Source organism: Roseateles sp. L2-2 (assembly GCF_050613215.1).
GTDB classification, from domain to species: Bacteria; Pseudomonadota; Gammaproteobacteria; order Burkholderiales; family Burkholderiaceae_C; genus Roseateles; species Roseateles noduli.
Window position 1 is genome coordinate 2,782,435 of record NZ_CP192509.1, and the last position, 18,463, is coordinate 2,800,897.

At 69.7% G+C, this 18,463-nt stretch carries 22 protein-coding genes; 13 read left to right on the plus strand and 9 right to left on the minus strand.

The genetic code is table 11. The features are described from left to right. The first annotated feature begins 110 nt into the window (after positions 1–110). Positions 111–707, plus strand: a complete 597-nt coding sequence (locus ACQZ13_RS12470; protein ID WP_431052351.1) for an ATP-dependent Clp protease proteolytic subunit — start codon at positions 111–113, stop codon at positions 705–707. Between the two features lie 155 nt (positions 708–862). Here the strand turns inward: ACQZ13_RS12470 and ACQZ13_RS12475 are convergent, their stop codons facing one another. The 5 genes from ACQZ13_RS12475 to ACQZ13_RS12495 form a co-directional block, all read right to left on the minus strand. Continuing rightward, complete coding sequence (locus ACQZ13_RS12475) at positions 863–1,339, minus strand: DUF2269 family protein (protein ID WP_431052353.1); 477 nt, start codon at positions 1,337–1,339, stop codon at positions 863–865. Between the two features lie 68 nt (positions 1,340–1,407). Beyond that, positions 1,408–1,797 (minus strand): DoxX-like family protein, encoded by a 390-nt coding sequence (locus ACQZ13_RS12480; RefSeq protein ID WP_088406569.1) that lies wholly within the window; start codon positions 1,795–1,797, stop codon positions 1,408–1,410. After that, positions 1,779–2,666 carry an NAD-dependent epimerase/dehydratase family protein gene (locus ACQZ13_RS12485; protein ID WP_431053210.1) on the minus strand — a complete coding sequence of 296 codons (888 nt, stop codon included), beginning with the start codon at positions 2,664–2,666 and terminating at the stop codon, positions 1,779–1,781. The genes ACQZ13_RS12480 and ACQZ13_RS12485 overlap by 19 nt, the downstream gene beginning before the upstream one ends. Before the next feature lie 8 nt (positions 2,667–2,674). After that, a complete protein-coding gene (locus tag ACQZ13_RS12490) occupies positions 2,675–3,076 on the minus strand; it encodes a hypothetical protein (protein ID WP_431052356.1) in 402 nt (133 codons plus the stop codon). Positions 3,077–3,147: 71 nt separating this feature from the next. After that, positions 3,148–3,678: a GbsR/MarR family transcriptional regulator gene (locus ACQZ13_RS12495; RefSeq protein WP_088406575.1), complete on the minus strand. Its 531-nt coding sequence runs from the start codon at positions 3,676–3,678 to the stop codon at positions 3,148–3,150. Positions 3,679–3,877: 199 nt separating this feature from the next. Here ACQZ13_RS12495 and ACQZ13_RS12500 point away from each other — a divergent pair, with 199 nt between their 5' ends. Beyond that, complete coding sequence (locus ACQZ13_RS12500; RefSeq protein WP_431052358.1) at positions 3,878–5,854, plus strand: hypothetical protein; 1,977 nt, start codon at positions 3,878–3,880, stop codon at positions 5,852–5,854. On the opposite strand, the gene ACQZ13_RS12505 is transcribed toward ACQZ13_RS12500, so the two are convergent. The 4 genes from ACQZ13_RS12505 to ACQZ13_RS12520 form a co-directional block, all read right to left on the minus strand. Then, on the minus strand, positions 5,843–7,030 hold the full coding sequence (locus ACQZ13_RS12505; RefSeq protein WP_431052360.1) for a hypothetical protein: 1,188 nt from the start codon (positions 7,028–7,030) through the stop codon (positions 5,843–5,845). The genes ACQZ13_RS12500 and ACQZ13_RS12505 overlap by 12 nt on opposite strands. 232 nt (positions 7,031–7,262) lie before the next feature. After that, on the minus strand, positions 7,263–8,999 hold the full coding sequence (gene ybaL / locus ACQZ13_RS12510; RefSeq protein WP_431052362.1) for a YbaL family putative K(+) efflux transporter: 1,737 nt from the start codon (positions 8,997–8,999) through the stop codon (positions 7,263–7,265). After that, the gene (locus ACQZ13_RS12515) at positions 8,999–9,343 is read right to left on the minus strand and encodes a DUF4936 family protein (protein WP_431052364.1); all 345 of its coding nucleotides are present in this window, start codon (positions 9,341–9,343) and stop codon (positions 8,999–9,001) included. The genes ybaL and ACQZ13_RS12515 overlap by 1 nt, the downstream gene beginning before the upstream one ends. Beyond that, on the minus strand, positions 9,340–10,329 hold the full coding sequence (locus ACQZ13_RS12520; protein ID WP_431052366.1) for a YgfZ/GcvT domain-containing protein: 990 nt from the start codon (positions 10,327–10,329) through the stop codon (positions 9,340–9,342). The genes ACQZ13_RS12515 and ACQZ13_RS12520 overlap by 4 nt, the downstream gene beginning before the upstream one ends. 109 nt (positions 10,330–10,438) lie before the next feature. Here ACQZ13_RS12520 and mltG point away from each other — a divergent pair, with 109 nt between their 5' ends. The 11 genes from mltG (at position 10,439) to ACQZ13_RS12575 (ending at position 18,422) form a co-directional block, all read left to right on the plus strand. Beyond that, positions 10,439–11,434 carry an endolytic transglycosylase MltG gene (gene mltG / locus ACQZ13_RS12525; protein WP_431053212.1) on the plus strand — a complete coding sequence of 332 codons (996 nt, stop codon included), beginning with the start codon at positions 10,439–10,441 and terminating at the stop codon, positions 11,432–11,434. Positions 11,435–11,513: 79 nt separating this feature from the next. Continuing rightward, entirely contained in the window at positions 11,514–12,125 is a 612-nt protein-coding gene (tmk, locus tag ACQZ13_RS12530; RefSeq protein WP_431052368.1) for a dTMP kinase, read from the plus strand. Beyond that, positions 12,119–13,183 carry a DNA polymerase III subunit delta' gene (holB, locus tag ACQZ13_RS12535; RefSeq protein ID WP_431052370.1) on the plus strand — a complete coding sequence of 355 codons (1,065 nt, stop codon included), beginning with the start codon at positions 12,119–12,121 and terminating at the stop codon, positions 13,181–13,183. Before tmk ends, holB begins: the two co-directional genes overlap by 7 nt. Positions 13,184–13,304: 121 nt before the next feature. Then, positions 13,305–13,694, plus strand: coding sequence for a PilZ domain-containing protein (locus ACQZ13_RS12540; RefSeq protein WP_088407064.1), 390 nt, complete (start codon positions 13,305–13,307; stop codon positions 13,692–13,694). 64 nt (positions 13,695–13,758) lie between these two features. Continuing rightward, positions 13,759–14,544 carry a TatD family hydrolase gene (locus tag ACQZ13_RS12545; protein WP_431052372.1) on the plus strand — a complete coding sequence of 262 codons (786 nt, stop codon included), beginning with the start codon at positions 13,759–13,761 and terminating at the stop codon, positions 14,542–14,544. Between the two features lies 1 nt (position 14,545). Next, complete coding sequence (locus ACQZ13_RS12550; protein WP_431052374.1) at positions 14,546–15,310, plus strand: ankyrin repeat domain-containing protein; 765 nt, start codon at positions 14,546–14,548, stop codon at positions 15,308–15,310. Positions 15,311–15,486: 176 nt separating this feature from the next. Further along, complete coding sequence (locus tag ACQZ13_RS12555; RefSeq protein WP_431052376.1) at positions 15,487–15,756, plus strand: hypothetical protein; 270 nt, start codon at positions 15,487–15,489, stop codon at positions 15,754–15,756. 174 nt (positions 15,757–15,930) lie between these two features. Beyond that, positions 15,931–16,626, plus strand: coding sequence for an OmpA family protein (locus ACQZ13_RS12560; protein WP_431052378.1), 696 nt, complete (start codon positions 15,931–15,933; stop codon positions 16,624–16,626). A 27-nt stretch (positions 16,627–16,653) separates the two neighbouring features. Further along, complete coding sequence (locus ACQZ13_RS12565; RefSeq protein ID WP_431052380.1) at positions 16,654–17,370, plus strand: hypothetical protein; 717 nt, start codon at positions 16,654–16,656, stop codon at positions 17,368–17,370. A 279-nt stretch (positions 17,371–17,649) separates the two neighbouring features. Next, positions 17,650–17,811 carry a DUF1328 domain-containing protein gene (locus ACQZ13_RS12570; protein ID WP_067270282.1) on the plus strand — a complete coding sequence of 54 codons (162 nt, stop codon included), beginning with the start codon at positions 17,650–17,652 and terminating at the stop codon, positions 17,809–17,811. A gap of 62 nt (positions 17,812–17,873) precedes the next feature. Next, on the plus strand, positions 17,874–18,422 hold the full coding sequence (locus tag ACQZ13_RS12575) for a hypothetical protein (protein WP_088407066.1): 549 nt from the start codon (positions 17,874–17,876) through the stop codon (positions 18,420–18,422). Positions 18,423–18,463 lie beyond the last annotated feature (41 nt).

Here is an 18,463-nt window from a genome sequence, read left to right on the forward strand (position 1 = left end):
GGGGCGAGCTTGCCACAGGCGAAGGCAGGACATCGGCGGCGGCGGCGGCGGTGTCACGCGGGAGCCCGCTCGTTCGTCAAGGCAGCAGTTCAACCACGAGGAACCGCCCCATGGAGCATCCGACCCCCGCCGCCCCGTCCAGCGCCACCGAGCCGCGCACCTCCTACCTCGAAGAGAAGGCCTTCAAGGCGCGCACGCTGCTGATCTTCGGCACCGTTACCGACGTGATGGCCGCCGACGTGACACGCCGTCTCATCGCCCTGGACGCCGAGAGCGCCGATCCGATCGACGTGCTGGTGAGCTCGCCGGGCGGTCACCTGGAGTCCGGCGATGCGATCCACGACATCGTGCGATTCATCGCCGCGCCGGTGAACATGATCGGCACGGGCTGGGTCGGCAGCGCCGCCACCCACCTGTACCTGTCGGTGCCGCGCGAGCGCCGCTTCTGCCTGCCCAACACCCGCTTCCTGATCCATCAGCCCAGCGGCGGCGCCGGCGGCCCGGCGAGCGACATCGCCATCCAGGCCCGCGAGATCATCAAGGCCCGGGAACGCATCGCCCGGACCATCGCGCGCGAGACGGGCAAGTCGCTGGAGGTGGTGCTCGAAGACATCGGCCGCGATCGATGGCTGTCGGCGGAGGAGGCCGTCGACTACGGACTGGTGTCGCGGATCATCGAGCGCAAGGCGCAGTTGAGCGGCGCTTGACTCGGCGGACTGCCGCGTGCGCTGGCCCTCACCCCGGCCCTCTCCCGCAAGCGGGAGAGGGAGTTCCACCGAGCTGCCTCGTGGCGCTGACCCTCTTGCTCCCTCTCCCGCTTGCGGGAGAGGGCAGGGGTGAGGGCCAAGGGAGGTGGCAGGACTCACCCCCACAGCGCCGGCTTGTTCACCATCAGGTAGAAGACGACGAGTACCGCGAGGAAGGCCGGGTAGCCCAGGCCTTCCCACCAGCGGGCGTAGCGCCAGTAGCGCGCCGGCAGCGGCTGGCCGGCCGCGAGCGCGGCGTCGGCCATCTGCGACAGCCGGATCTGCAGCCACACCACCGGCAGCCAGCACGCGCCCGCGAGCAGGTACAGCACGATCGACAGCGCCAGCCACGGCGTGTCCAGCGCCCACCCGGCCGTCATCGCCATCCACACGCCGGTGACCGGCTGGACGATGATCGCCGGCGTCGTGAACCACAGGTCCGCGCGCTTGACCAGGCGTGCCACCACGGCCTGCGCCGGCAGCGAGCCGCTGCGGTTCGCGAAGAACAGGTAGAAGGCCGAGCCGAAGCCGGTGCCGGCCAGCAGCACGCTCGACACGATGTGCAGCCACTTGATCACGAGGTAGGTGTTCATTTTTTCCTCCTGGAATTCTTCTTCGGTTGTTCTTCGGTTCTTCTTCGAGCATCTCGTCGCCGGCTGCTTCAGGCCGGCGCGTCCTCGTCGAGGATCAGCAGCAGGATCGCCACCGGCAGGTTCTTGGTCAGGCAGCCCAGCGGGTCCAGCCACAGCGAGGGCAGGATCAGCGTCGCCACCGCCGTCATCAGCAGCATCATCCCGCCCGCCAGGCGGTACACCCAACGGCGGTGCCAGCGCCACATCGCCGCGCCGATCAGCAGGTCCACGAGCGCGCCCGCGACGATGACCGGGGCGATCCAGGCGTCCGGCGTCTGCGCGGCGACCATCAGATCGCGGCTGCGGCCGTCGAGCTCGATGAGGCTGGCCGCGCCGGTGGCCAGCCACAGCGCGATCAGACCGCCGCGCGCGACCACGCGCGTGCGCCGGTGCCGGAAATTCACACGTCCGATGCCCATGCGGCCTCCACGAATTGTTCGACGGGCACGGCCGGCCGCCCGAGCACGCGCTCGAATGCCGCGGCGTCGCCGATGTTGTCCTGCTCCAGCAGGGCAAGGCTTTCGCTGCTCCAGGGCTGGCTGCTGACGAAGTCGCCCAGGCGCGCGCTCCAGCGGCTGGGCGCGTCCGGCAGCGGGATGACGTGGGCCGGTTGCTGTCCGCCCTGTCCCCCTTGACCGCGCTGGCGCCGGAGTTCCCCGATGAACGCCGCCAGCGGCAGCGCCCGCGGACCGACGGCGGTCACGATCTCCGGTCCGCCGTCCTGCAGCAGGCGCAGCACCGCCAGCGCGACGTCGGGCACGGCGACGGGCTGGACCTGGGCCTGGACGGCCGCGCGCGGCAGGACCAGCACCGGCAGCCGGGCGAGGGCCATGAACAGGGCGGCGCTGGCGCCGCCGCGGCCGAAGACGATGCTCGGGCGCAGCACGGTGGCGTCGAGCCGACCCTCGGCGCGCAGGCGCAGCAGGGCCTCGTCGGCGGCGCGCTTGGTCGTCGCGTAGCGGGTCGGGCTGTGCGCCACGCCGTTGGCGGAGATCTGGATCACCCGCGCCACGCCCGCACGGGCGCAGGCCTCGAACAGCGCGGCGGGCGCCTGGTGGTGGACGGGTTCGAGCTGGCGGCGCGGCGTGTCGCGCAGCAGGCCGACCGCGTTGACGACGGCATCGAAGCCGGTGACGCGCGGCAACCAGACCTCGGGGGTCAGGTCGTGCTGGAAGTCCTGCGTGCGGGAGGTTCCGGCCGTCACCGACAGGCCCGCCTCGCGCAGGGTGCGCACGACGCGTCGGCCGACGAAGCCGCTGGCGCCGCAGACCAGCACCGATCGCGGCATTGCCGCGTTCACGACGCACCTCGCGTGGCACCCGCCTCGTGCGGGGCGGCCGCAGTGGCGACGGGCGCCGCGGTGCGGAGGCGCTCCCTGAGCATCGTCCTCACGTTCGACCACACCTGGCTGGCGACGATGGCGACGCTGACGAAGATGCCGGCGGTCACCAGCCACAGGGTGCGGCGCAGGAACTCGCTCCAGCTCACGTCGAGCTCGTCGCCGTTGCCGAAGGTCAGCATCAGCAGCACCGAGCCGCACAGCGCCAGCACGTTCGTCACACGCCACCAGAATTCGGCGCCGCCGCGGGCGTCGCAGATCATCGTCAGCACCTGCAGGAGGATCGTGCGCAGGTAACGCAAGGCCAGCAGCGGGGCGGCGGCGGCGATCAGCAGGCTCAGGGGCAGGGTCCAGGTCATCACATCACTCCTTTGCGGTATATTTGATATTTCAGTAAAAACAGAAATAAAGGTTCAAAAAAAGGGACGGATCAAGTCCCGTCCCCGCGCACGAAACGCTGCACGCTGGCGCCGAGCTTGAGCACCTTCTCCAGCGTCGACGGCGACAACCGCATCATTTCCTCGGACCAGGCGCCCAGCGTCTGCATCAGCCGCAGGCATTCGCGCACGCGGTCCTGGGCGTCGGGGGATTCGTCCTGGAAGCCCTTGTCCTCGACGAGTTCGGACAGCATGCGCACGGTCGGGTCGAACTCGCGGTGCTTGCGTTCGCGGACGATGGTGCGCAGCAGCTCCCAGACGTCGGCGGTCGTCTCGAAGTAGTCGCGCCGGTCACCCAGCACGTGGGTCACGCGGATCAGGTTCCAGCTCTGCAGTTCCTTGAGGCTGGTGCTGACGTTGGAGCGGGCGACCGACAGCGTTTCGGCCAGTTCCTCCGCGTTGAGCGGGCGGCCGTGGAAGTAGAGCAGGGCGTGGATCTGCGCCACGGTGCGATTGACGCCCCAGGCGCTGCCCATCTCGCCCCAGTGCAGGACGAAGCGGCGGGCGGTGTCGGTGAGTTCCATGGCGCTGACTTTATCCAGACAGAAATTTCTGTCAATACAGAAATTTGTCATCATCAACCGACCCGCGAACCGGACCGACCGGAAGCAGGCATTGCCGCCGCAGCAGGTTGCCGCCCGGGAGGAAATGGGGGCAAGGACTGGGAAGTGCCGTCGCGCCGCGCCGTTTCGATACTGTCCGGTTTGAACCTTGAAAGACGGCATGACGGTCCAGACCGCGAAGCACGAGAACGCGAAGCAGCAGCGCAAGCAACCCCGCAAGAAGGAACTCGCCGACGGCGAAGCGGGCACCGGGCCCGAACACCCCGGGCAGCCCGTGCCGCAACAGCCGGTTCCGCAAGACGAGCCGCTGGGCAACGACGGCGCATCGCAAGAGGAGGGGGTGGCCTGGGCGGGAATGACGGCGTTTTCCTTGGCCGGACTGGCCGCCGTCACCGGGGGAGGAAGGACACCGTCGGAAGCGATGCCGCCGTTGCCGCCGAAGCAGATGCCCTCGGTGGTCGTCACCCCGCCCGAGGCCAAGCTCGTTCTCCCGCCCACATGGACGACCGGTTCCTCTGTCGAGCAGACTTTGCTACCTCAGCCTGAACCTCAGCCTCAGCCAGAACCAGAGCCTGAGCCTGAGCCTGAGCCTGAGCCTGAGCCTGAGCCTGAGCCTGAGCCTGAGCCTGAGCCTGAGCCTGAGCCTGAGCCTGAAACAGGCACAGGCTCGAAGCCGGATCCGGAGACTGGCCCAGAGCCGCCGTCAGTCCTCACGCCGCCGCAGCCCCCCTCCGTTCGTCTCACGCCCACGCGCGTCGATGCAGCGACAGGCGATAGAGAGCTGGCCAAGGTCATGCTCGAGGCTTCTGAGCCGGGCATCCTCCACTGGGAGACGACGGACGGGCTCCAGCGTGACAGTTCGGCATCGAGGCTCTGGGAGTTGCCCCGCGACCTGGTCGCCAAGCCTGACAACGTCCGATATTGGCAGACGGACTTCGCCGGCCGTGCGAGCGAGAAGATCGTGCTGGACGTCGACGTCACGGCGCCGAAGCCGCTCCTGCTGGACGCGGAGCATCCCGCCAATGGCGACGGCCAGGACGGAACGGTTCGCATGCATGCCGGCAATCTGACGGTCACCGGACTCGAGCCCCGGGCAAGGTGGCGCTACTCGATCGATGGGGGGATGTGGTTGGATGGGGTCGGTTCCACGCTCAGCGATGCGGAACTTCGCAAGGCCGGCCGGCACGAGGTCAGCCTCATGCATGTCGATGAGCATGGGAACGAAAGCGACGTCCACCGGGTGCCGATCAAGGTCGCTGGAGCGCTTGAACTGCGCTTGAAGGAAGACACCGGCCGCACGCCGGAACAAAAGGTCGATCGCGTCACGTCGAACGCCACGGTGGAAGTGCTGGGGGTCAGCGGGCTGTACGGGGCGGTGGAGTACCGGATCGACGCAGGTCAGTGGCGCCCGCTAGGTGACGGCAGAGTCATCGGAAACACCCTGTTCCCAGGGGATGGGAAAAGGCACGTGGAAGTGCGGTCCAAGGATGCGAATGGGCAACCGCTGCCCGTGGTGGATCTGCACGTCGAGGTCGACCGGACGGCTCCTGTCCTGCATCCGCTTGTGGTGGTGAACGAGCGTGCGATAGTGAACGAATCCGGGGCCCCATATCGCGGCGGAACGTACTCGCTCACGAATCAGGCGCTGGTCCGGTTGCCTGGATTGGAGGAAAGGGCCGTATGGCAGGCCAGGCACTACGACCGGTCCGGTGACGCCATCGGGGAAGAAGTCGTGGAAGGCAGTGCAGAACTACTCCCAAAAGAGCTCTTTAGGGAGGGGGCTCAGATCATCGGCGTCAAGCGGTTCGATCGTGCCGGCAACTGGGACGATGCCATTCGATGGGCGAATGTCGTTCTGGATACGACGCCCCCATCCCAACCCGAGTGGACGCCATTGGGGACCAACCCCGACGGCATGGCATTGCGCTCGCTCAAGAAGCCCGAAAGTTTCGCCCACTTCGAGCTTCGACGTGAAGGTGAGTCGACCTGGACGCGTCTGGCGAGCAAGGACGACTTGACCGGGCCGCTGGAACTCCGACAGATCGATCTCGCAGGCAATGCCAGCGACGCGGTCAGGTTGACGTCCAACGAGATCCTGAGGATCTACGCGGACTCGGGGACCTCCTCAGTCCTTTGAAGGAGGCAGGGTGGCGACGCCTCGCATCCACGACGCGGCCGGTGCGCCCAGCCACGCACGCGCGGCGTCGGATTTCCTCAGTTGCAGGTCCAGGAACGCCACGCTGACCTGCTGCGCCGCCGTCAGGCCGAGCTGCTGCTCGTGCAGTTGCCGGTAGTCGGGCACGGCGGGGACCGGCGCCATGCGCGTCGGTCCTTCCTGGCCGCGCCCGCCGCGACCGCCGCCGCGTCGGCCTTGCGGTTGCGACTGGGCCTGCTCCTCGGCGGCGCGGATGCGCTTCTGCTCGCGCTCGACGTCCTCGGGCCGGGCCTCGTTCCCGCCGAACGCGGCGTGGCGGACCTCCTTCACGCTCAGCAGCCAGCCGCGCTGCGCCGGCATCGCGGCGAACGGCGCCTGGCGCCATTGCACGTCACGCACCAGGTTGAGCACGTCGCCGTCGTCCGGACCGGTCAGGCCGAGCACCGGGATCGCGACGTCGCGGTAGCGAGCCGGGTCCGGCTGCGCGAACACCTGCGGGCTGATCACGATCGCCGCCACCGGCTTCACGCTCTTGAGCGACAGCACCGAGCCGTCCGCCTGCCGCTCGCCCGCCAGCGCCATCGCGGTCTGCGCGCCGAGCTCATACCCCGCGATCGCCGTCCTCGACCAGTCCAGCGAACGCCAGGACACCTCGTTCGGGGCCGCGCCCGGACCCGCCCCCTGGCCTGGGGCCTGGCGGCTCAGCCGCTGGGCTTCGGCGAGCAACTCGTCGAGCCGGGCCAGCCGCTTGCGCATCTGGGCCTCGGCGTAGTGGCGCCGGCCCAGCTCGGTGAACTCCGCGGAGCGCGCCAGGTCCGACGACCAGGCTGTTGCATCCTCGTCCAGCGGCTGCAGCGTCAGCACCGCATATCCAGCCGCCGCCCAGGCGCGGCGCCAGCGGATGCCGGCGGTCTCGGACTCGCCCAGTCCGGGCAGGTACACGATGACCGGACGCGGCGCGGCCGCCGCGCCGGCCGGCACGGTCAGGCTCAGGCGCACATCGTCGCCGCGCATGCGCCACAGCACCGGTTGAAGGGTCACCGGCTCGCCCTGCGGCGCGTAACCACGCGACGCGAATTCGCGCTGTTGCTGCTGCTCCTCGACGCGCGCCTTCGGCGGCGCGTTGCCGCACCCGGCCAGCAGCAAGGCCGCGGCCACCGCCACAACGCCGCCAAGGACGAGGGAACGCGCGGGAGCGCGCCAAGCGCGAGGCGGGTGAGGACGCTGGCAAGGGCGGGTCGATTCAATCATGGGCGGCGACGCTAAGCGGGCGATGTAAAGCGGCGATTGCTGGGCTGCCGGTCAGGCCGGCGGGCAAGAAAAAAGCGACCCCGAAGGGTCGCTCATCATCGCCGCAACGGCGCCGGTTGCGAGGTCCGCGGACTGGCGCTCAATGCGCCGGCGTCGCCACCGGCGACAGACCCTCCGGGAGGTCCGCGTTGAAGCGCTGCAGCACGTGCCGGCTCATGCCCTTGGCGAGTTCCTCCTCGCCATAGAACACGGTGCCCAGCTGTTCCTTGCGCAGCAGCGCGGACTCCTCCTCGCCGTGGGTGCGCAGCACGATCTCGATGCCCGGGTTCAGCTGACGCGCCGTGTCGGCCATCTGCCGCGCCTTCATCGAGTCCGGCACCGCCACCACCAGCATCGCCGCGTTGGCGATGTGGGCCTGGATCAGCACCATGGGCTCGCTGGCGTCGCCGCTGACCGCCGCCAGACCGCGCTTGCGCAGCGCCTCGACGGTCTCGCGGCTCTCGTCCGCGACGACGAAGGGGATGCCGCGCTCGGTCAGCGCGTCGGCGATGCGCCGCCCCACGCGGCCGTACCCGACCAGCACGACCTGACCCTCCAGGAACTGGCGGTCGGTGGATTGCGGCAGCTCGGCATAGGGATCATCCCGCTCTTCCAGCTTGCGCGCGAAGGCCGACCGCGCCAGCACCCAGCGCTGCAGCGGCGCGATCATCGCGAACATCACCGGGTTCAGCGCGATCGAGATCAGCGCCGCCGCCAGCACCAGGTTCATCCCGGCCTTGGGCAGCAGACCCAGCTGCAGGCCCAGGCCTGCGAGGATGAAGCTGAACTCCCCGATCTGCGCCAGGCTGGCCGACACCGTCATCGCCGTGTTCAGCGGATAGCGGAACACGATCACCAGCGCCGCCGCCGCGATCGCCTTGCCCAGCATCACGATCGCGACCACGCCCAGCAGGTGCAGCGGCTGGTCGACCAGCGTCATCGGGTCGAACAGCATGCCCACCGACACGAAGAACAGCACCGAGAACGAGTCCCGCAGCGGCAGCGATTCCTGCGCGGCGCGGTGGCTGTATTCGGATTCGCGCATCACCGTGCCGGCGAAGAACGCACCCAGCGCGAAGGACACGTGGAAGAGTTCCGAGGCGCCGTAGGCGATGCCGATCGCCACCGCGATGACCATCAGCGTGAACAGCTCGCGCGAGCCGGTCCGCGCCACCTGCCACAGCATCCACGGCAGCACGCGACGGCCCACGACCAGCATCAGCACCACGAACGCGGCCATCTGCGCCAGCGTCTCCGCGATGGTGCGCCACAGCGGCACGTCCGCGGAGGCCCCGGGCGCCGCGTTGCCGCCCAGCACCGAGGCCAGCGGCGGCAGCAGCACCAGGATCAGCACCGTGGCCAGGTCCTCGACCACCAGCCAGCCCACCGCGATGCGACCGTTCATGGATTCGAGCGTGCCGCGCGATTCCAGCGCCTTCAGCAGCACCACCGTGCTGGCGCAGGACAGCGTCAGCCCGAAGACCAGCGCCTGGCCCGCCGGCCAGCCCCACCACATCGCCAGGCCCATGCCCAGCGCCGTGGCCGCGGCCATCTGCACGACCGCGCCGGGCAGCGCGATGCGCTTGACCGCCATCAGGTCCTTCAGCGAGAAGTGCAGCCCGACGCCGAACATCAGCAGCATCACGCCGATCTCCGACAGCTGCGCGGCGATGCCGACGTCCGCGACGAAGCCCGGCGTGGCCGGACCGATCGCGATGCCGGCGAGCAGGTAACCCACCAGCGCGGGCAGCTTGAGCCGCTCGGCGATGAAGCCCAGGATCAGCGCCAGACCGAAGCCCGCCGCCAGCGTGGAAATGAGGGAGACGTTGTGTTCCATCAGTGGATCGCTCCCGGACCGGCGACGGCGGCGAAGGCCTCGCGGTGACGGGGACCCTGCGCGAACGCGCCCAGGGCGGCGGCGATCCGGCGCTCCGCGTCCGCCGCGTCGGGCAGCTCGGGGCCGTAGATCTCCATCCAGGTCTGGAAGACCGGATCGTTGTCATGGCGCTGCAGCAGCCGCACCGGCTGCGCCTGACGCGCCTGTTCGAAGGCGGCCAGCGCGGCCGTCAGCTGGTCTGCGTGGACGCGGTAGTAGACGTAGAGCTCGACCGGTGCGGTCGAGCGGTTGGCAGGATGGACGGTGGGCGGCGCAGCGGCGCGCGTCGGCGGCGAGGTGTTCATTCAGGTTCTCCGATGACGTAAGGCAGGGGACGGGGGGTGAGGACGGCGCCGGTCACGCTGCCCAGGTGGAGGGTGCCGGACTCGAGCGCGGCCAGCTTCACCTCGGCCAGCAGCAGCGGGCGGCCCTCCTGGCGGCCGAAGCCGGCGACCAGGCCCGCGGGCTGGTCCGGGTCGGCGCTGTGGAAGATCTCCTGGCCCGGCGTCGCGTCGGCGTCGCTGCCGTCCAGCGCGAACAGGTGGGTGCGGCGCTTGATCGTGCCGCGGTACTGGCTGCGGGCCACGATCTCCTGGCCCGGATAGCAGCCCTTCTGGAAGTTCACGCCGCCCAGCAGCTCCAGGTTGAGCATCTGCGGCACGAACTGCTCGACCGTGCCCTGGCGGACCCAGGCCAGCCCGGCGGTCACGTCCAGCCCTTGCCATTCCTCGGGGTCGATCACGGGCAGCGCCGGCGCGGGCGCATCGGCGGGCTGCAGCAGCAGGAAACGCGGGGTGAGGCCGTCGTCGGGCAGTCGGGTGACCAGCGCCTCGCGGCCGTCGGGCAGGGCCAGGCGACCCACGGACCAGACCGTCGCCGGGGCCGCGCCCTCGCCAGCCTCGGCCAGCCAGTCGCGCGCCTGCGCGCCGGACAGGCCCCAGACGGCCCAGGCCGCGCTGTCGTCGCTCAGCTTGCACTTGGCGCGCAGCACGAACATCGACAGCCGCTTGACCGTGGCCGGCAGCACCTCGGCGGGCAGGGCCAGCAGCACGGACTGGTCGTCCGGTTTCAGCGCCAGCATGGTCGCGAGCAGGCGTCCCTTGGCCGAGCAGTAGCCCGCCAGCCGGGCCTGCGCGCCGGTCTGCAGGGCCAGGTCTTGCGTCAGCTGGGTGTGCAGGAACTTGGCGGCTTCCTCGCCCTGGGCGCGGATCACGCCCCAGTCGGCGAGCCGGACGGCGCCCAGCGCCGAGGACGGCACGGGCGGCGGAGCGTGGTGGAGGTCTTCGATCATGGTCCGATTATCATCAGCCCCCGCATTTCACGAAGGGCCCCGGGTCTTGTCACGCGCGAAAAACAGATCTCGCGGCACCGCGAGAAAAACGAAGAAGCAGTCGGGCCGCATCGGACGCTGGCTGCTGTCCGCGCTGGTGGCCGGCGTGGTGCTGCTGGGCGGCGGCGCGGCCGCGGTCTGGTGGTGGCTGCAAGCGCCGCTGGTGCTGGAGAAACCGGGCATCGAGCTCTCGATCGAACCCGGCACGCCGCCCCAGCAGGTCGCGCAGTCCTGGGTCGCGGCCGGCGTGCAGACCGATCCGCGTCTCCTGTACGCCTGGTTCCGCTACTCGGGGCAGGCTCGCAAGATCCGCGCCGGCAGTTACGAGATCCACGCCGGCGTCACGCCGCGCGAGCTGCTCGACAAGATGGTGCGCGGCGACCAGGTGCTGGAACAGCTGCGCCTGATCGAGGGCTGGAACTTCCGCCAGCTGCGCGCCGCGATCGCCGCCGCGCCGGCCTTGAAGCAGACCACCGCGGCCATGACGGACGCCCAGATCATGGAGGCGCTCGGCGCGCCCGGCCAGGCGCCGGAGGGGCGCTTCTTCCCCGATACCTACGCTTACAGCCTGGGCGTCAGCGACTTGACGGTGCTCAAGCGCGCGCATGCGCTGATGCAGAAGCGCCTGGAGAGCGCCTGGGCCGGCCGCGGCGACGGCCTGCCGCTCAAGAGCGCCGACGAGGCGCTCATCCTGGCCTCCATCGTCGAGAAGGAGACCGGCGCCGCGGCGGACCGCGGCCTGGTCGCGGCGGTGTTCGTCAACCGGCTCAAGGTCGGCATGCCGCTGCAGACCGATCCGACGGTGATCTACGGCCTGGGCACGGACTACGACGGCAACCTGCGCAAGATCCACCTGCAGACGGACACGCCGTTCAACACCTATACCCGGGGCGGCCTGCCGCCGACGCCGATCGCGATGCCGGGCCTGGCGGCGCTGCAGGCGACGCTGCATCCGACGCCGTCCAAGGCGCTGTACTTCGTGTCGCGCGGGGACGGCACCAGCCAGTTCAGCGAGGATCTGGCCGCGCATAATCGGGCGGTCAACAAGTACCAGCGCGGCCGCTGAAGCGCCCGCGCTTCGCTTTTTCCGCAGTTCCTTCGCTGTTTTCCATCCGGGTTCCCAGAGAGCCGAGAGAGCACCACGCGTGAGCGGTCGATTCATCACCTTCGAAGGCATCGACGGGGCGGGCAAGTCCACCCACATCGAGTCCGTCGCCCAACACCTGCGCCAGCGCGGCGCCGAACTGGTCCAGACCCGCGAGCCCGGCGGCACGCCGCTGGCCGAGTCGCTGCGCGGGCTCTTCCTGCACCAGGACATGGACGGGCTGACCGAGGCGCTGCTGGTGTTCGCCGCGCGCCGGGATCACGTGCAGCGCGTCATCGCGCCGTCGCTGGCGCTGGGCCAGACGGTGCTGTGCGACCGCTTCACCGATGCGAGCTTCGCCTACCAGGGCGGCGGCCGCGGCATGGACCTCCAGGTGCTGGCCACGCTGGAGCAGTGGGTGCAGCAGGGGCGCCAGCCGGACCTGACCTTCTGGTTCGATGTGGATCCCGCCATCGCCGCGCAGCGGCGGGCCCAGGCCCGCGACGCGGACCGGCTCGAGCAACTGGATCTGGATTTCTTCGCCCGGGTACGGGCCGGCTACCAGCGTCGGGCCGAGGCCTCCCGGGGACGCATCGTCCGCATCGACGCGGGTGACACGATCGAGGGCGTCGCAGGCCAGATCCGCGCCGAGCTGGAGCGCCGCGGATGGTGACTGAAACTTCATTCAACGCCGAAGGCGCGGCGGCGCTGGCCGAGGGCGGCCAGCTCCCGCTGCCCTGGCTGGCCGGGCCGCTGCACCAGGCGCTGACGCAGGGCCGCAGCCACGCGATGCTGCTGCAGGGGCCGGCGGGCGTCGGCCAGTTCGACCTGGCGCTGCTGCTGGCGCAGGCCTGGCTCTGCGAGGCCAGAACCTCGACCGACCAGCCGGGCTGCGGCCGCTGCCCGAGCTGTCACCTGCTGCGCTCGCGCTCGCATCCCGACTTCCAGGTCCTGCTGCCCGAAGCGTTGCGCGAGGCCTTGGGCTTCGGCGCGATGGAGGCGGAGGGCGAGGGCGCTGCCTCGGCCAAGGTCAGCAAGACCAAGCCCAGTCGCGAAATCAAGATCGAGGCCGTGCGCCAGACGCTGGCCTTTGCGCAGGTCAGCGCGGCACGCGGCAAGGCCAAGGTGGTCGTGGTCTATCCGGCGGAGGCCCTGAACACGGTGGCCGCCAACGCGCTGCTGAAGACGCTGGAAGAGCCGGCCGGCCTGCTGCGTTTCGTGCTGGCGAGCGCCGCGCCCCAGCAACTGCTGCCGACCATCCGCAGCCGCTGCCAGCCCTTGCAGATGGCGTTGCCCGCGCGCGACGCGGCGCTGGCCTGGCTGACCGGGCAGGGTGTCGACCAGGCGGGCGTGCTGCTGGACGCCACCGGCGGCCGCCCCCAGGAAGCGCTGCAGTGGAGCGAGGAGGGCATCGCCGCCAAGACCTGGCTGGAGTTGCCCCGCCGGATCGCCAAGGGCGAGGCCGTGGCGCTGACCGAATGGCCGGTGCCGCGCGCGATCGCCGCGATGCAGCGGCTGGTGCACGACCTGATGCGCATTGCGCACGGCGCCGGCCCGGCCTACTTCCCGCGCGACGCGCTGCCCAAGCTGCCGGCGGTGCGGACCGCGCTGGACCACTGGGCGAAGACGCTGCAGCAGGCGGCGCGGCACGCCGACCACCCGCTCAACGCCGGGCTGCTGATGGAATCGTTGGTGGCCCAGGGGCAGCAGGCGATGCGCCCGGCACGCTGATCAGACCGCTTCCGGAACCGCTGCTGGAACCGCGGGCCGATCTGCTGAAACTGGTAACCAAGTCTGACCCCCGGGCGCGGCGAGTAGACTTGGTGCCATGAGCGAACTCACCCTGAAACCGATGAGCACCACGCCCCCCGCGTCCGCCCCCGTCCCGGCTCCCGCCGGCGGTGCCCGACCCAGCGTGATCCAGCTGGTGTTCAAGGAGAAGGGCGCGCTCTACGCGGCCTACATCCCGATCTTCTCGGAAGGCGGCGTGTTCGTGCCGACCACGCGCGACTACAAGCTGGGCGAGGACATCTACCTGCTGATGACGCTGCCCGAGGATCCCAACCGCTATCCGGTCGCCGGCAAGGTCGCCTGGCTGACGCCGGCCAACGCGTCGGGTGGCCGCACGCAGGGCGTGGGCGTGCGTTTCCCCGGCGACGAGAAGACCCGGGTGATCAAGCTCAAGATCGAGGAACTGCTGGGCACGGCGATCTCCTCGGCCAAGCCCACGCAGACGATCTGAGCGTCCGGCGCTCGACGTTCCCGGCCTTCGCAGCGCCCGGCCTGGCGCCGGGCGGAGTTGTTTCATGTACATCGATTCCCATTGCCACCTGAGCTTCCCCGAACTCAAGTCCCAGCTCCCCGACCTGCTCGCCGCCATGGACGCGGCGCAGGTGACGCAGGCCGTCTGCATCTGCACGACGATGGAGGAGTTTCCGGAGGTCCGCGCCATCGCCGATGCGCACGGCCAGCTGTTCGCCACCGTCGGCGTCCATCCGGACAGCGACGAGGTCCATGAGCCCAGCGTCGACGAACTGGTCGCCGGCGCCGCGCATCCCAAGGTGGTCGCCATCGGCGAGACCGGGCTGGACTACTACCGCCTCAACGGCCGGACCGTCGAGGAGATGGAATGGCAGCGGGAGCGCTTCCGCAACCACATCCGTGCCGCGAAGCGCACGGCCAAGCCGCTGGTGATCCACACCCGCTCGGCGGCCGAGGACACGCTGCGCCTGATGCGCGAGGAGGACGCCGGCCAGCCGGGCGGCGTCGTCCACTGCTTCACCGAGACCATGGACGTCGCCAAGGCGGCGCTGGATCAGGGCTTCCACATCTCGTTCTCCGGGATCGTGACCTTCAAGAACGCGGCCGATCTGCGAGAAGTCGCGAAGATGGTGCCCGCCGACCGCATCCTGATCGAGACCGACAGCCCCTATCTGGCGCCGGTTCCGTATCGCGGCAAGCTGAACCAGCCGGCCTACGTGCCGCACGTGGCCAAGCTGATCGCGGAAGTCCGCGGCGTTTCCGTCGAAACGCTGGCGGAACAGTGCACGGCGAACACGCGGCGGCTGTTCCGGCTGCCGGAGGCCGCTTGAGATGGCCGCGCGCCGACACGGCCACGGCGGGGTGAAGGCTCGTCGCGCGTTCGCGGCGGGCGTCGCGCTCACGGTGCTGGTGCTGACGGCGATGCCGGTCGCGCCGGTCCTGGCGCAGGCGCGCTTCGGCTCGCAGACGCCGGCGCCGGCCGCTTCCGAGGTCGCAGCGCCACCTGAACTGCATGTCGCCGCCCGCAACGACCACGCTTCCACGGTGATGAAACTGCTGCTGGCGGGCGTCGACCCCAACGTCCGCGACGCGCAGGGCAACACGGCGCTGCACGTCGCGATCCGGGAGGAATCCGGCAAGTCCTTCGAGACCCTGCTGAAGAGCCCCGGCACCGACGTCAGCGCGATCAACCAGGCCGGCGAGACGCCGCTGATGCTCGCAGCGCTCAAGGGCCAGCTGGACTGGGTCAAGGAGCTCGTGAAGCGCGGCGCCTTCGTCAACGAGCCGGGCTGGTCGGCCCTGCATTACGCGGCCGCCGGACCGAGCGAGCAGGTCGTGCGCTGGCTGGTGGCGCAGGGCGCCGATATCGACGCGCGTTCGGCCAACGGCACGACGCCGCTGATGATGGCGGCCGGTTACGGCGGCCTCAGCGGCGCCGAGGTGCTGATCGCGGCCGGCGCCGACGTCACGCTGCGCAACGACCATCAGATGTCGGCGGCCGACTTCGCCCGCCGCGCCGGCCAGGACGAGATGGCCGAGAAGCTGGACAAGCTGGCCCAGGCGCGGCATCCGTCACGCTCGCGCACATCGCCGTGAGGCGGCTGCTGGCAATCCCCTAGGAATCCGTCTGACACGCGGTTTGGCCCGCCGCCCACTGTCGGCGGACCGGGGCGGTCCCTACAGTTCATTCCATGCCGACACGGTGTCGGCGCCGCCCTCAGGCCCTCGCAAGCTGGCCCTTCGGAATCGACTGAATCCCCCTGGAGACCGACATGCAGACCACGACCCAAGAGTTCTTCGCCGCCAACCCGTTCGCGATGCTGCTGGATCCCGAGCGCGTCGCCCACGAAGTGGCCGCCTCCGAGCGTCTGTCCCGCCTGCGCAGCCGCGTCTACCGCCCGCTGGACAAGCCCCTGATCGCGCACGTCGGCGCCGCCGACCAGGCCGCGTTCGACGAGGAAGTCGATGCCGCCGAACTCTCCGAAGCCGACCTGCTGCCGCTGGACGACGAGTCGTCCGACGGCGTCACGCTGAGCGCGTGATCGCTGCCGGGGCAAGGAATCGGCCGACGCGACTGGCAAGGCGGCTTGTCAGCCCAGTCTGACTTCCGCTTCCGACAGCCGACTACACCCGCCGCCCCGCGATCTCCCTAGCATGACGCTCATCAAGGTCGACTTATCGTGTGACCGAGCCCCACAGCCCTCCTGGAGACTGTCATGCGCCGCCCCCGAGTCCTTTGCGCCCACCCTGCCGACGCCGCGCGCCGCTCCGGCGCCTCCAGCGTCTCTGGTGCTTCCTTAGAGAGCCGCTGGCGGCTGATGGCCGCGGCCGGTCTGCCGATCCTGGCGATCGCCGTGCTGCTGACGCTGGGCGGCTGCGCCTCGATGGACGGTTCCGGCACGACAGGCACCACCGGGCCCAACGCGCCGACCGGCGCAACGCCGGGCGCCGCACCGTCGGTCATCGGCGGCAATCTCTGGACCGCCCAGATGGAAGAGCGCCGGCAAGCCCTGATCCAGACCGGCACCGGCTCGGGCATCAGTGTTGCCCGTACGGCGGACAACCAGCTCAAGCTCAGCGTTCCCGCCGATGCGTCCTTCGACATCGGTCGTTCCGAACTCAAGCCGGCGATGCGGCCGGTGCTCGACGAAGTGAGCCGCAATCTGGACGACGCCGTCCGGGTGACCATCGTCGGACATACCGACAGCTCGGCAGGCGATGCGGTCAACGGGCCGCTGTCGCTGGACCGGGCCGAGGCGGTGCGTGAATACCTGGTCCACCACGGCGTCCGGCGCGGCCGGCTGCTGGTGGAGGGCCGCGGCGGTCGGCAGCCCGTGGCCAGCAACGCCACTGAGGCCGGGCGGGCCGCCAATCGTCGGATCGAGATTTTCCTGTCGCAACCCGCGTCCTAAGTTGTCATCAAGCACGGGAGTTGAGTCATGAATGCCTTCTGCCCCCGAAACGTCCTCCGCGCCGCGCTGATGCCGGCCGCCTTCTCGCTGGCCTCGCTGGCTTCGCTCGTCCAGGCCGCACCTGGCGTCGAAGCGACGCCGACTTCGCTCGACGATCGGGTCGAGCTGTCGGGCCGCAGCCTGGCGGACCGGACGCATCAAGCCTCCTTGCGCGAAGCTTCGTCCGGCTCCCGCTATACGGTGACCCAGAGCGCCGCAGAACCGTTGGCCACCGCCAACCAGTCCGCCGGCGCCGCCGGTTGGTACGGACGGTCGCCGCAGGCCACGCAGACGATGCTGTGGGGCAAGCCCCTGTCGGGCGGCGGCCTGCGACTGGGTGTGGGTGTCGAGCAGCGCGGTACGGCCATCGGCGGCGGGTTGTACTCGACGCCGTATCAGAACCTTCGTCCCGGCGCGACCGGCGATGCCGGTGTCCTGGTCGGACTGGCGATGCCGACAGGACCTCGGTCCCATGCCTTCGTCCAGACGCCGCTGCTCGACGCGCAACGCGCGCAGATCGATGACCTCAACGTCCCCGGCCTCAACAACCGCGAGCGTCAGGTGCGCGTCGGTCTGGCGTTCAACAGCCGCAAGGCGTATGCGGACCTCCGCAAGGGCTTCAAGATGGAGCTCAGCGGGCAGTCGTCGCTGACCTTGCGCCCGCGCGGCGGACGCGTGGGGGTGACTTTCCAGAAGATCTGGTGAGACGACGGCCTCAGGGCGCCTCGCCATCCTCACGAAAAGCCGGCGCCAGCCGGCTTTTTCGTTGGTGCTTGGTCGCAGCCTCGTCGCTGTCTCGTTGCTGCCTAGGGGGTGTCTGGTCGCTGCACAGGCTTCCAGCGCCTTCATGTGACCGGTAGGTCCTCTCCTACAGCGCGTCGGTTGCGGCTCCGACGCCCGCTCGCGGTGCGGGACTGCCCGCGGCGGACGGCCCAGTCCCTACAGTCATTCCATCGCGGCACGGTGCCGCGCAGGAGAACCGAGATGCTGCACTACGCCGTCGTCTTTTTCGTCATTGCCTTGATCGCCGCGCTGTTCGGCTTCGGCGGCATCGCCGCCGGCGCCGCGAGCATCGCGAAGATCCTCTTCTTCGTCTTCGTGATCATGGCCGTCGTCACCTTCGTGATGAGCCTGCTGCGAAAGTGACGTCGCCGGACCTGTCCGCCGACCGAGTCACTGCCTTCCCCCACAAGAACCAAAGGATGACCATGAACAAGCACGCCACCACCGCCCTGATCGCCGCCGCCCTGAGCCTGTGCGCCGGCATGGCGAACGCCGCCAACTTCTCGAAGTCGGTCTACGACGGCGCGAAGGACGACATCAAGAAGACCTACAAGGTCGACAAGGATGCGTGCGACCAGCTGTCGGGCAATGCCAAGGACATCTGCGTCAAGGAAGCCAAGGGCCGTGAGGACGTGGCGCTGGCCCAGCTCGAATACAACTACAGCGGCAACGCCAAGGACGAGGCCAAGCTGATCGAGGCCCGCTATGAAGCGCGCTACGACGTGGCCAAGGAGCGCTGCGACGACCGTTCGGGCGAAGCCAAGGACGTGTGCCAGCGCGAGGCCAAGACGTCCTACGAGAAGGCCAAGGCCGAGCTCAAGATGAACAAGAAGGTGGCCGCGGCGGTCGATGACGCCGAGGAAACCCGTGTGAAGGCCGATTACAAGCTGGCTTCCGAGAAGTGCAACACGCTGTCCGGCGATGCCAAGGACGTGTGCGTGAACTCGGCCAAGGCACGCTACAACCAGCGCTGATCGGCCGGGGACGAGTCAACCCCGGTGGGGGGCGTGTCCGA